15 protein-coding genes and 1 tRNA gene are annotated in these 13,191 nt (G+C 42.3%); 6 read left to right on the forward strand and 10 right to left on the reverse strand.

Annotation, left to right across the window (positions count from 1 at the left end; all coding sequences use genetic code 11):
* Positions 1–2 precede the first annotated feature (2 nt).
* The 4 genes from HRT96_RS13940 to mutY form a co-directional block, all read right to left on the reverse strand.
* Positions 3–75, reverse strand: a tRNA-Phe gene (locus HRT96_RS13940).
* A 125-nt stretch (positions 76–200) separates the two neighbouring features.
* Positions 201–1,298 (reverse strand): murein transglycosylase domain-containing protein, encoded by a 1,098-nt coding sequence (locus HRT96_RS13945; protein ID WP_293157804.1) that lies wholly within the window; start codon positions 1,296–1,298, stop codon positions 201–203.
* 123 nt (positions 1,299–1,421) lie between these two features.
* Positions 1,422–1,691: an oxidative damage protection protein gene (locus HRT96_RS13950; RefSeq protein ID WP_293129415.1), complete on the reverse strand. Its 270-nt coding sequence runs from the start codon at positions 1,689–1,691 to the stop codon at positions 1,422–1,424.
* 1 nt (position 1,692) lies between these two features.
* Positions 1,693–2,766 (reverse strand): A/G-specific adenine glycosylase, encoded by a 1,074-nt coding sequence (gene mutY / locus HRT96_RS13955; protein ID WP_293157807.1) that lies wholly within the window; start codon positions 2,764–2,766, stop codon positions 1,693–1,695.
* 151 nt (positions 2,767–2,917) lie between these two features.
* Here mutY and trmB point away from each other — a divergent pair, with 151 nt between their 5' ends.
* The 3 genes from trmB to glsB all read left to right on the forward strand — a co-directional run bounded on the left by trmB (position 2,918) and on the right by glsB (position 5,071).
* Positions 2,918–3,643: a tRNA (guanosine(46)-N7)-methyltransferase TrmB gene (trmB, locus tag HRT96_RS13960; protein WP_293147433.1), complete on the forward strand. Its 726-nt coding sequence runs from the start codon at positions 2,918–2,920 to the stop codon at positions 3,641–3,643.
* Between the two features lie 12 nt (positions 3,644–3,655).
* Entirely contained in the window at positions 3,656–3,994 is a 339-nt protein-coding gene (locus tag HRT96_RS13965) for a 50S ribosome-binding protein YggL (RefSeq protein WP_293147435.1), read from the forward strand.
* 159 nt (positions 3,995–4,153) lie between these two features.
* Positions 4,154–5,071: a glutaminase B gene (gene glsB / locus HRT96_RS13970; protein ID WP_293157810.1), complete on the forward strand. Its 918-nt coding sequence runs from the start codon at positions 4,154–4,156 to the stop codon at positions 5,069–5,071.
* A 152-nt stretch (positions 5,072–5,223) separates the two neighbouring features.
* On the opposite strand, the gene hemW is transcribed toward glsB, so the two are convergent.
* The 6 genes from hemW to HRT96_RS14000 all read right to left on the reverse strand — a co-directional run bounded on the left by hemW (position 5,224) and on the right by HRT96_RS14000 (position 9,864).
* Positions 5,224–6,360, reverse strand: a complete 1,137-nt coding sequence (gene hemW, locus HRT96_RS13975; RefSeq protein ID WP_293129419.1) for a radical SAM family heme chaperone HemW — start codon at positions 6,358–6,360, stop codon at positions 5,224–5,226.
* Between the two features lie 65 nt (positions 6,361–6,425).
* Positions 6,426–7,040: an XTP/dITP diphosphatase gene (locus HRT96_RS13980; protein ID WP_293157813.1), complete on the reverse strand. Its 615-nt coding sequence runs from the start codon at positions 7,038–7,040 to the stop codon at positions 6,426–6,428.
* A gap of 98 nt (positions 7,041–7,138) precedes the next feature.
* On the reverse strand, positions 7,139–7,567 hold the full coding sequence (locus HRT96_RS13985) for a DUF4426 domain-containing protein (RefSeq protein WP_293157816.1): 429 nt from the start codon (positions 7,565–7,567) through the stop codon (positions 7,139–7,141).
* 119 nt (positions 7,568–7,686) lie between these two features.
* A complete protein-coding gene (locus HRT96_RS13990) occupies positions 7,687–8,232 on the reverse strand; it encodes a YggT family protein (protein WP_293157819.1) in 546 nt (181 codons plus the stop codon).
* Between the two features lie 52 nt (positions 8,233–8,284).
* The gene (gene proC / locus HRT96_RS13995; RefSeq protein ID WP_293157822.1) at positions 8,285–9,112 is read right to left on the reverse strand and encodes a pyrroline-5-carboxylate reductase; all 828 of its coding nucleotides are present in this window, start codon (positions 9,110–9,112) and stop codon (positions 8,285–8,287) included.
* 56 nt (positions 9,113–9,168) lie between these two features.
* Positions 9,169–9,864, reverse strand: coding sequence for a YggS family pyridoxal phosphate-dependent enzyme (locus tag HRT96_RS14000; protein WP_293157825.1), 696 nt, complete (start codon positions 9,862–9,864; stop codon positions 9,169–9,171).
* Positions 9,865–9,895: 31 nt separating this feature from the next.
* Between HRT96_RS14000 and HRT96_RS14005 the strand changes: the two genes are divergently transcribed.
* The 3 genes from HRT96_RS14005 to yaaA are packed head-to-tail and all read left to right on the forward strand — an operon-like array spanning position 9,896 to position 12,870.
* On the forward strand, positions 9,896–10,930 hold the full coding sequence (locus HRT96_RS14005; protein WP_293157828.1) for a type IV pilus twitching motility protein PilT: 1,035 nt from the start codon (positions 9,896–9,898) through the stop codon (positions 10,928–10,930).
* A gap of 11 nt (positions 10,931–10,941) precedes the next feature.
* The gene (locus HRT96_RS14010; RefSeq protein WP_293157831.1) at positions 10,942–12,057 is read left to right on the forward strand and encodes a PilT/PilU family type 4a pilus ATPase; all 1,116 of its coding nucleotides are present in this window, start codon (positions 10,942–10,944) and stop codon (positions 12,055–12,057) included.
* A gap of 36 nt (positions 12,058–12,093) precedes the next feature.
* Positions 12,094–12,870 (forward strand): peroxide stress protein YaaA, encoded by a 777-nt coding sequence (gene yaaA, locus HRT96_RS14015; RefSeq protein ID WP_293157834.1) that lies wholly within the window; start codon positions 12,094–12,096, stop codon positions 12,868–12,870.
* The last annotated feature ends 321 nt before the right edge of the window (positions 12,871–13,191 follow it).

Here is a 13,191-nt window from a genome sequence, read left to right on the forward strand (position 1 = left end):
GGTGCCCGAACCCGGAATTGAACCAGGGACACGAGGATTTTCAATCCTCTGCTCTACCGACTGAGCTATTCGGGCAATGGAGCGTCATTAAATAGAATTTAGGCCGATCCGTCAACTGTTTCACCCTGTTTAGTGAAAATAATATGGGTTAACCCTATGCGCTGCCTGATTAATCATCAATACGTGTATTTTGTTGACGTTTAACTGCTCTGTTGACGAAAATGACGGTTTACCTCATACACATAGTTTTTTATATCAGCTCGAGATTGCGCATTAGTGAAACTTTGGTAGACCTCATAAGAAGATAAGCCATTTATTATGCTTAGTGCTTCATTTTTGTTCTTTGAGAAGGTTTGCAGCATATTTTGAGGGCCTGCAATATAACTTGCTAGGGTGGCATAGTAGCGAGATTTTGGATTGCTAATATTTTTAAGGTACTGTTTGTCTAACAAATTTAAATAACTAATACCGATATCTAGATTGTTATTGTTATTAAATAGCCAGTTTGGTTGTGGCTTAAAAGGATATTTCTTTTGTTGATGAAATACATCTCTGCCAATCGAGTCTGATATCTGCATTAGGCCAATGCGGCCATTACGATTTAATGCGTAGGGGTTAAACAAGCTATCGACTTGGATCATGGCGGTGACGATGTTGCTATCAATGCCATAGTGTTGTGCGGATTGTTTAATCTGGGTTTGATAACGCTGCATGCGCACTTTGGTATGGTTCGCGGTTAACTTAAACGTTACTGCGTCTACCGAACGACCATTTATCGTTATTTGCTTACGCTGGTGCTTAATAAGATAGTTAGCATAACGAGAGGCGCGCCAATGCCATTTTATGGCTTTGCCATCATTATCTTGAACTTGTAGATAAAGAAATGGCTTCCCTTTAATTTCAGAGCTGTAACTGGTGTAGAAATCTGTGTATGCAGGTTGCTCAGGGGCAAGTAGAGTGTACTCTATCGCCTGCTTAAGGTACTGCTGACTATTTGGTTGTGCGAGTGTCTCGACACGGACGTTACCTTGTTGAAAGTCGATAATTGAGCGACTGCGGTAATCGTTGGTATATTTGATATAGCGATAATTGGTTGAAAACGACTGTTCAGTATCACCCCAAAGGCTGGTTACTTGGCTGCGGAAATTGTCTTGTAAGGTGTTAAGAGCTGTATTGTCTTTGTCGTCGGATTTTTCGGTTTTGGCGCGGTAATTTGACTGCTGATAAGAAAGTCGTTCTAGTGCTTGAGTGGTATTATTGAGACTCGCGAGTTCGACTGAATGCTGATAATCACTCATCGAGCAGGCGCTTAAGACACTGCAACTGACAGCGATTAATAGTGTACGGAATATTGCCATGGGACTGATGGGTTCTCAGGGTTAAACTTGCCTAGCGCTAGAGTATCACGCTAGGCAATCGGATTAAGCTTTTGGGGTAAAGCCGTCAATGATCACGTCTTGACCTTCAAACAGGTATTTGACCATTTCTTGTTCAAGAAATATGCGGTCATTTTCATCCATCATGTTTAATTTTTTTTCGTTCAGCAGCATAGTTTGTTTTTGCTGCCATTCAGACCATGCCTCTTGGGAAATATGATCAAAAATACGTTTACCTACTTCACCAGGATAAAGTTGAAAACGTAAACCTTCCGCTTCTTTTTGTAAGCGTGTGCAGAAAACCATTCTAGCCATGTTATGCCTCTCTCAATGCTTGAGATGTTAATAATTTTTTAGTTGCAGCTGCTAATCCCACAGTTGCCGGTTGCTCTATGTTATACCAAAGAGTCCCTTGAGGTTCCATTATTTGCGTACTTGTTGTGGCATTTATTTTCACTAACAATGGGCTGATATCAAGATGGAAGTGACTAAAAGTGTGTCTAAATCCAGGTAACTCTAGGGTGGTAAACTCACTAATACCAAATTGTGCTAGCTGTTCTTCCAGCGATAAATTGTCATCGCGTTCAGGGAAACACCATAATCCCCCCCAAATCCCTGCCGGTGGACGCTGCTGTAAACACAGTGTAGAACCTTGCTTTAGTAATAACATTTGCACGGTTCTTACTGGGATTGTTTTTTTCGGTTTCGGGGTTGGGAATGCCGTTGGCGTGCCCATAGCATGTGCTTTACAATCTTCATTCACCGGACAAATATCACAGTCAGGCCGACTGCGGGTACACACCGTTGCGCCAATATCCATCATCACCTGATTATAATTAGCCGTTTGTTGTTGCGGTGTCAGTGCTTCAGATAACGCCCACAGGGTATTTTCAACCGCCTTCTTACCATACCAGCCTTCAATTGCGCCCCAACGCGTTAATACGCGTTTGACGTTGCCATCTAAAATTGGGTGTGGTTGATTTAACGATAATGACAAGATTGCACCCGCGGTTGAGCGGCCTACACCGGGTAACGCTAATACTTGTTCAAACTCGGTTGGGAACTGGCCTTGATATTCATCGCGGATCAACTGCGCAGCTTTATGTAAATTACGGCCGCGTGCGTAATAACCCAGTCCTGTCCATAAGTGTAAAACCTCATCGATGTGCGCATTGGCCAAATCGGTTACGGTAGGGAATTTTTGCATAAAAGTGGTGAAATAAGGGATCACTGTGCTGACTTGGGTTTGTTGTAACATTACTTCACTTAGCCATGTAGGATAAGGTTCGTGATATTGTTGCCAAGGTAAATTCTTACGGCCAAAGTCTTTAAACCAAGCGAGTACCCGCGGGGCAAATGTGTCTTTATTATTCTCTAATAGCGATGTCATCGGGTGTTTTTAGCAAATATGGGGAATTTAGGGGGAAATTATGCCACACAAAACTTGCCAAATTCAGCTATCTTTGGATAATGCCCAAATTAACCGATAAATTTATAATGTTTATGGCGATTAAACTGTCATAACGGCGACTGGATAAAAGATGACTGAACATAAAAGAATTGCTGAACCTGAATTAACAGAAGACGGTAAACGCATCCGTAAAATTAGAAGTTTTGTATTACGTGAAGGGCGTTTAACCAAAGGCCAGGAAGCCGCGATGAAAGATTTTTGGCCGACTATGGGTCTAGATCATGACATGGGCATGCTCGATTTTGCTGAAGTTTTTGGTAACGATAACCCAGTAACATTAGAAATTGGCTTTGGTATGGGCGCATCGTTAGTCGAGATGGCTGCGGGCTCACCAGAGAAAAACTTTATCGGTATCGAAGTGCATTCACCGGGTGTTGGTGCATGTCTGATGGCTGCGGGTGAACAGGGCATTACCAACTTGCGCGTATTTTGCCATGATGCCGTTGAAGTATTAGCGGATTGTATTCCTGATACTAGCTTAGGTGGCATGCAGTTATTCTTCCCTGATCCTTGGCATAAGAAGCGTCATCACAAACGTCGTATTGTACAAGCAGAATTTGCAGAAAGTATTCGCCAAAAACTTCGTTTAGGTGGTATCTTCCATATGGCGACGGACTGGGAACACTATGCCGAGCATATGATTGAAATAATGGCTGTTGCACCCGGTTATGAAAATACCGCAACAGAAGGGAATTTTGTGCCACGTCCAGACTGGCGTCCATTAACTAAATTCGAACAACGTGGCCACCGTTTAGGGCACGGCGTTTGGGATATTATTTATAAACGTACTAAGTAATTAGAGGTAATAATGGCTAAAAATCGTAATCGTCGTCTACGTAAAAAACTTCGTGTTGATGAATTTAAAGAATTGGGTTTTGATCTTTCTTGGGACTTCGCGGAAGGGACAACTGAAGCGCAAATTGACGCTATTTTAGATGGTTTCATTGCTGAAGTTATCGATCCGAACAAACTGGCTTTTGCTGCTGACGGTAACTTGCAATGGGATGGTATGATTTGTACTGAGACCCACGGTAAATGTACTGAAGAGCAACGTGAACAAGTGAAAATTTGGTTAGAAGCAAAAGGTGTTCAAAACCTAATTGTTAGTCCATTATTTGATTTGTGGTACGGTGAAGAAGGCGAATAAGTTTTTTCACTAATCACTAAAACCGACTGTTTTTCAAGAGCATCTCCTTAAACGGTCGGTTATTTGTTGTCTTATGCCTACGTTCGACAGCTGCTATTTTTCCATTTTTGTTCCCGCTTTCTACAGCTCATCGAACATCGCATTTTAAATAGGTTATTTATGCTATCTAACGCATCTCTAGAAGAACTGCTCGCCGAAATACGCCCACTCATTGGCAAAGGTAATGTTGCCGATTACATTCCTGCATTGGCAAATGTAGATCCGAATCAGCTGGGCATTGCTGTATGTATGGCAAACGGTGATGTGTTTACGGCGGGTGATGCAGATACCCGTTTTTCAATCCAAAGTATTTCCAAAGTCTTTGCATTGACTGCGGCGTTAACCCGTTTTTCTGAAGATGAACTATGGACAAGGGTGGGGCGAGAACCTTCTGGCCAAGCCTATAATTCCCTTATTCAATTAGAGTTTGAAAAAGGCAAACCGCGTAATCCGTTTATTAATGCGGGCGCATTGGTGGTGGCAGATATGTTGCAAAGTCGCCTGTCTGCACCGAAACAACGGATGTTGGAATTACTGCGCAAACTGGCTAACTCGACCGATATCTATATTGATCACAACGTAGCTGATTCAGAATTTGAACACATGGCGCGTAATGCGGCTATCGCTTATTTGATGAAATCACACGGTAACTTTAATAATAGCGTCGAAACGGTATTACAGAGCTATTTTAGCTATTGTGCGATTAATATGAATTGTGTGGAATTGGCAACTGCCTTCTCTTTTTTAGCGAAAAAAGGGATACCTTGTCATCGTCACAAGAGCCTGGTTAGTGAGCGTTGTACGCGCCGCTTAAATGCGTTGTTGGCGACGTGTGGTTTATATGATGAATCCGGTGACTTTGCTTTCCGTGTCGGTATGCCGGCAAAAAGTGGGGTTGGCGGCGGTATTGCTGCCGTGATCCCTGGCGAACTAACGGTTTGTGTGTGGTCGCCAGAATTGAATGATTCTGGTAATTCGTTAGCGGGCACTGCATTGTTAGAGCTGTTTAGTGAGCGTTTTGGCCATTCAATTTTCTAACGATAACGGCTGCTCGTGAGTGGCTGTTATTTATTGCATTCAGTGATGGAATAAAATAGTAAAGGGGCGGAATAATTAATTATTGCGCCCCTTTTTATGTTCTACAGGTGATTGCTACTGCCGCTATGATTACCGCAAAGGTTAATAGCCAATTAAATAAACAGATCGAATAAGCTATTTAGATAGCGATGGCCCAGTTTGGTCACTTGCCAATGGGTTTCGGTTTCAGTGAGTAAGCCTTTTTTTATCGCAGCGTTAATCTGCTCACTAACCGTGGCCAATGGCAATCCGGTAAAGTCACAAAAATCCTGCTTTGGTGTTGCTTCGGTTAACCGAAAACGATTCATGAAGAATTCAAATGGCAGTTCATCTTGGACGACTACATGTTCATTGTCTAAAAAGGCTTTATCAGCGTCCATATAACCGCGTGGATGCTTTACCTTACTACGGCGATATATCTTGCCCGTTTCTGGGTCGGTGAGCTTACCGTGCGCGCCACAGCCAATACCGATATAGTCACCAAAACGCCAATAGTTTAAATTGTGCTGACATTGTTTACCGGCTTTAGCGTAACCTGATATCTCATATTGCTCATAACCGGCTTCACTCAATAGTGCATGGCCTTGTTCAAAAATATCCCAAAGGATATCTTCATCCGGCAAGGTGGGCGGTTTAGAGTGAAATTGGGTGTTCTGCTCAATGGTTAATTGATACCAAGACAGATGATTAGGCGCTAATTCTACCGCTTTATTCAAATCATATAAGGCATCCTTCAGGTCTTGATGTGGCAGGCCATGCATCAGATCTAAATTGAACGAGTTTAACGCTGATTCACTAGCAATGTTGGCCGCGCGGATCGCTTCATCAGGATCGTGGATACGGCCTAATAAATTAAGCTTTTCGGCTTGTAAACTTTGCACACCAATCGAGATGCGGTTAACACCGGCTGAGACATAACCGTGAAAACGATCGGCTTCGACGGTCCCAGGGTTCGCTTCCATGGTGATCTCGATATTGTCACTAAACGGGATCATGGCTTCAATACCATCAAGTATTTTGCCGATACCTGCAGCGCTGATCAAACTTGGTGTACCGCCGCCAATAAAGATCGAATACAATGAACGTTGGAATACGCGTGGTAATTCACTGCGTAAGTCAGCCAATAGATCGGCAATGTATTCGTCTTCCGGGATCTTACCCTTCTGCGTATGCGAGTTGAAATCACAGTACGGACATTTTTGCACGCACCATGGAATATGCACATATAAGCTCAATGGTGGTAGTCGCATTGGCATATTTGTAATCTGATCTACAGTTGTTACTGTATCGATTGTCGTCATCATGGTATCGGTCATTATTTTGCAGCTAATCGAGTTTGTTGTTCATGCATTGCCGCTAACAATTTGGTTAACGCTTGGCCACGGTGACTGAGTTCACTTTTACGTTGTTTAGTTAGTTCTGCGGATGTGCAGCCTTCCGACTCCACAAAGAAAATAGGATCGTAACCAAAGCCATCTTCACCACTTGGCTGCTCGGTTATAACGCCATCCCAGCTGCCGTGACAGACTAACGGTGTTGGATCTTCTGCATGGGTCATGTAGACCAATACACAATGAAAACGTGCGGTACGTTGCGCCGTTGGAACACCTTTAAGTGCGTCTAATAACTTAAGTAGGTTATCACGGTCACTAGCATCCACACCGGCGTAACGTGCAGAGTAGATACCGGGTACACCTTGCAGCGCATCAACTGCTAAGCCTGAATCATCAGCAATAGCAGGCAGACCCGTTAATGCTGCCGTATGTTTCGCTTTGATGATGGCATTTTCAATAAAGGTGGTGCCAGTTTCATCCGCTTCGACAATATTGAAGTTGCTTTGTGGCAGTACTTCCAGACCAAACTCAGCAAGCAGTGCTGACATTTCACGAACTTTGCCTGGATTACCAGTAGCGAGAACAACTTTAGACATGGTGCGCCTTTATTATTTATTAAAAAAAGTTAAATGAGATGAGCTATACCACTCATCTACGGGTCAGGTTATACAGGATCTGCGATTACTGATAAAGCCTAATCAACATAAAATTTCTGTTGGAATTTTAGTTCTTGGGTTTGATTACCGCTGCTTATCGTGACCTTGATACGGTAAGTTTCTTCGTTACGGTGTGGCACTTCAGCAATGTAGTAAATAGCATTCTGTTCGCGAATTTCACGCACGTCTAATTCGCGGATATTGCCGAGTAAATTACGTGCTGTCACTGTCATTGTCACCGCTTGCGCTTTTAAGGTTTCGCTATCAAGCACAGAAATGTTGATAATACCGAGGTATTTACTACGGTTGATATCATAATCCGAGGCGATGTCAGAGGTTAAGAATGTGCTTGGAAAAGCAATGTAATGCACATCCCAATCACCCAGCTTTTGCATTTGTTCTGCATTGGCTGCTGCTGAAACGAGTAAGGTAATAGCGAGTAATAAAGATTTGAATAATGTTGGCATGTTGGCTCCGAAATTAAATTTGAGCAAATAGGATATATATAGTTAGGATATAAATAGTATAGCTAACTTGAATTGGAAGAATATCAATGCAAGGTTTCCCCGGCATTGATACTGCTTTATTAGAATGGTAGACCGGTCAGATCGCCAATTAACATTTGTAAAAACTGCAGACCTAAAATCGCCACTAACATTGATAGATCAAGACCACCAATAGCAGGAATGATACGACGGATAGGCGTTAAAATTGGCTCACTTAGTTGTGATAGTACGTTTTCAACTGGGCTGTTGCCTTGGCTAACCCAGCTTAAAATTGCACGTAAGATCAATACGTAGAATACTAAGCTAAAGCATTGCTTAACCAGTTTGATCGCAGCTAAGATTAATACATCTTGAATAGGTGCTACCGCACCTGTTTGCAGACCGTATAAGGTATAAATCATCACGCAGGCTACTGCATAAGCAAATATCACTGACGCGAGGTCGAGGCCGCCTAGGCTTGGGATCACGCGACGTAATGGTCTGACAACTGGTTGGGTTGCTTTGACAATAAATTGGCTCATTGGATTATAAAAATCGGCACGGGCCAGTTGTAACCATACGCGTAGTAGTATGATGAGGATGTATGTTTCAAATAAGATACTGACCAAAAAGTTAGCCGCGTTCATAAATTACCCTTCAAGTTAATTGGTTGTGAGTTAATTGTTCGTTGGTTAATCGTTAAAATAGTTTTTGCATTTCTTCAGCGCGGGACACCGCTGCTTGCATTGCGGTATTGACAGTACCGCGTAGATTTTGTTCCTCAAAAGTACGAATTGCTTCAGCGGTTGTGCCACCTTTTGAGGTGACATTTTGGCGTAATGTGGCTAAATCAATGTGTGGATTTTGGATCACTAATTCGGCTGAACCAGCCGCCGCTTGCTGGACTAACTCTCTTGCTTGTTGCTGGCTGAATCCCATGCCGATAATGCTTTCTTGCATTGCTTCCATGAAGAGGAAGAAATAAGCCGGTGAACTGCCCGTTGCGGCAATAATGGTATTTAAATCAGCTTCGTTATCTACCCAGCATGTCTTACCAACCGCCATCATGATCTGATCAATGGTTTTGATATCGTTATCAGACACTTCTGGTGATGGGAATAAACCCGTCATGCCTTTTTGTACTAACGCTGGGGTATTTGGCATCGACCGTACGATAGGTTGATTATCAGCCAGTAAACTCTGCAAACGTTCAACGGTTACGCCAGCGGCAACAGACACAAATAACTTACCACGGTAATTGTTACTTTGCTCTGCAAGGTGGGAGCAAACCTCTGCCATCAATTGCGGCTTTACTGCCAGAATAATGATATCTGCCGCCGCCACAGCAGCGTGATTGTCTTGGGTGGTATGAATGGCAAATTTTTCTGCTAATACATCTAAGCGAGTACGTGTCGGACTGGCTGCATAAATTAATTCTGCAGGGTAACCATCTGTGATCATGCCTGTGATAAGGCTGCTTGCCATATTTCCTGCACCAATAAAGGCGATTTTTTTATTCGTGATCATTACTGTTTAATTCCTTATACGTGATCATTACTGTTTAATTCCATAAAACGAAGTGATCAGTCGCGTGCGCCAAAAATGGCAGTGCCAACACGTACCATGTTGCTGCCTTGGGCAATCGCAAGTTCCATATCGTTGGTCATGCCCATCGATAAAGTGTCTATTTGGTTATATTGGTGCTGAAGTGATAAATACAACGATTCAAGCTGGCTAAATTGTGATTTAAGCTTGTCGATATCAGCTGTTTTTTCTGGGACCGCCATGATCCCACGTAACACCAAGTTAGGTAAATTAGCCACTTGTTCAGCTAACAGGCGTGCTTGTTGCACGTCAGCGCCAGACTTGCTGTCTTCGGCACTGATATTAATCTGAATACACACGTTTAATTTAGGCATATCTGCTGGACGTTGATTATTGAGCCGTTGCGCCACTTTCAAACGGTCGATACTCTGCACCCAATCAAAATGTTCGGCAATTGGACGGGTTTTATTCGACTGGATAGGACCAATAAAATGCCACTCTATATCGTCGTAGTTGCCGTCTTGCTGCAGGTGAGTAATTTTTTCTACCGCCTCTTGCAGGTAGTTTTCACCAAATTTACGCTGTCCGAGTGCGTAAACTGCCATCACTTGTTCGACGGGCTTGGTTTTACTTACTGCAAGCAGGTTAATTTCACACCTTTTTTTGCAAGATGTGCTTGCCGCGTTTTCAATTTGAGTCAGAACCTGTTGTAATCGTGCTGATATACTATTCATGATGTTACTTGCAAATGAGGTTAAAAAGAATATGGATGTTACAGAGTTACTTACATTTAGTGTAAAGCATAACGCATCAGATCTACACCTTTCTTCGGGTGTGTCTCCGATGATCCGCGTGGATGGAGATGTACGTAAAATAAACTTACCGGCTTTTGACGCTAAACAAGTACATGCGCTGATTTATGACATTATGGATGATAAACAACGCAAAGACTATGAAGAACATTTGGAAGTCGATTTTTCTTTTGAAATTAATAACGTTGCCCGTTTTCGTGTTAATGCATTCAATCAACACCGAGGTCCAGCAGCAACCTTTCGTACTATTCCCAGTGACATAAAAACCATGGCCGAATTAAGTGTGCCAGATATTTTGCATGATCTGGTCAACTTGCCACGTGGTTTAGTATTGGTGACCGGGCCGACTGGTTCAGGTAAATCAACCACATTGGCTGCGATGATAGACCATATTAATGAGCACCAGCATAAGCACATTTTGACCATTGAAGATCCAATTGAATTTGTTCACCAAAATAAAAAAAGCTTAATTAATCAGCGTGAAGTGTATCGCGATACTAAAAGTTTTAATGCGGCATTACGTTCGGCGTTACGTGAAGATCCCGACATCATCTTAGTGGGAGAAATGCGCGATTTAGAAACTATTCGTCTGGCATTAACCGCCGCTGAAACGGGACACTTGGTATTTGGTACCTTGCATACCACTTCCGCAGCGAAAACCATTGACCGTATTGTGGATGTATTTCCAGGACAAGAAAAAGACATGGTGCGTTCTATGCTGTCCGAATCATTGCGAGCAGTCATTTCGCAAACCCTATTAAAACGTACTGGTGGTGGCCGTGTTGCAGCACATGAGATCATGCTAGGTACACCTGCTATTCGTAATTTGATCCGTGAAGATAAGGTCGCACAGATGTATTCGGTGATCCAAACCGGTATGATGCACGGTATGCAAACCTTAGATCAATCGTTACGAGAATTGGTTAATATGGGCATTGTCACCAGCGAAGAAGCGCGCATTAGAGCCGTTGATCAACAAAATTTTTAAGGATGGATAACATGGGGATGCTACCGCAACTCTTTAGTGCAATGAAAAAGCTGGCAGGCTCTGATATGTATATTTCTGCGGGTATTGCGCCGACAATCAAAGTACATGGTTCATTACGTGCAATCTCGGAACATAAATTAACCGCAGAGCAATCGTTAGCCTTAGTCAAAGAAGCCATGTCAGAGGATGAGTATGCTTCTTTTTGTCGCACCAAAGAATCTAATTTTGGTATTTTCATGCCAGATATTGGTCGTTTCCGTGTCAGTGCATTTTGGCAATTAGAAAAAGCTGGCATGGTTATTCGTCGAATTGAAACCGAAATTCCAGCCATGGATGACTTACACCTACCACCAATATTAAAACACACGGCACTCGAAAAGCGTGGTTTAATATTGGTGGTTGGTGCGACTGGTTCGGGTAAATCGACCACCCAAGCCGCGATGGTGGGTTATCGTAATCAAAACTCATCGGGACATATCTTAACCATTGAAGATCCGATTGAGTTTGTGCATGAACATGGCAGTTGTATTATCACCCAGCGTGAAGTAGGTATTGATACCGAGTCGTTTGAAGATGCGTTAAAGAGTTCCTTGCGCCAAGCGCCTGATGTTATTCTTATTGGTGAGATCCGCTCGCAAGAAACCATGGAATTTGCCTTGGCGTTTGCAGAAACGGGTCACTTATGTATGGCGACGTTACATGCCACCAATGCTAACCAAGCCATCGATCGTATTTTGCACTTAGTACCAAAAGAAAAACATGCGCAATTGTTATATGATTTGTCGTTAAATTTAAAAGCGATTGTTGCGCAGCAATTAATTCCCGTGCAGGGTGGTACAAGCCGACGAGGTGCATTTGAGATCTTATTGAATACGCCATTGGTCAGTGAACTGATCCGCAAAAATGAGCTGCATAAAATTAAAGATGTCATGGCGAAATCGGTAGAGTTGGGTATGCAGACCTTTGACCAAGCGTTATTAGCGCTTTATAACAGTAGCATGATCAGTTATACAGAAGCCCTACATCACGCTGATTCAGCCAATGATTTACGCTTAATGATTAAGTTAAATCAAGGTCAAGGGAGCAGTGATGGGATGTTGGATGGGGTAACGATTGAAGCCTTGTAATAGCCAACGTCAGTTAAAAATAAGTAAGGAATAATTATGTTAATAGTGGTATCACCGGCTAAAACCCTCGATTTTGAAACGCCGTCTGTAATAGAGCAGTATAGCCAAGCTGACTTGATGGTTGATTCGGCAGAGCTGATTGATGTTTGTCGTCAATTAACGCCAATGGATTTATCTTCGTTGATGAAAATCAGTGATAAATTAGCGGGATTAAACACCGCTCGTTTTACCGAGTGGTCGAGTGACTTTACCCCTGAGAATGCCAAACAAGCCGTGTTTGCGTTTAAAGGTGATGTTTATACGGGTTTAGATGTTGAAAGCTTTAGTGCTGACGATATGGTGTTTGCGCAGCAACATTTCCGTATATTATCTGGTTTATATGGTTTGTTACGACCGCTGGATCTGATTAAAGCTTACCGTTTAGAAATGGGCACGAAGCTTGCTAATGGACGTGGTACTAACTTGTATCAATTCTGGGGGGATATCATTACCGATAAAGTTAACGAAACACTTATCGCACAAGGCGATAAAGTGTTAATTAACTTAGCGTCTAATGAATACTTTAAAGCGGTGCAAAAGAAGCGTCTGCATGGACAAGTGATCACGCCAGTATTTAAAGACTGTAAAGCGGGTAAATTTAAGATCATTAGTTTTTATGCCAAGAAAGCACGAGGTCTTATGGCGCGGTACATTATTGCTAACCAGTTAACAGATATCGAGCAGTTGAAGGCGTTTGATAGTGATGGTTATTACTATTGTGAAGCGGAATCAACGGACATTGAATTGGTGTTTAAGCGTGACGAGCGTTTTTAATAACTAACTTAAATTTTAAATTGTAGTGATAAAAAAAAGATATTCATATTTGAATATCTTTTTTTTTACTCTGAATTATTCGTTAAGTTGAAACTAAAACGAAGTTTACAACGTGATGTGCATCACTAAAAAATATATTTAAATGGTTATGGATCACATGAATATCACGTGATACTAAATTTGTTATTTTTTAGTTTCAATTGTAACTCCAAATACCCATTATGGGGTATCGGGCGGTGTGTTAGCCCTAGTCAAGGAAGACTGGTGAGACCCATAACTTATATACCTATTCATTTTTAATGATTATGTATATAAATTATG

It is taken from the genome of Moritella sp., from assembly GCF_013215705.1.
Lineage (GTDB): Bacteria > Pseudomonadota > Gammaproteobacteria > Enterobacterales > Moritellaceae > Moritella.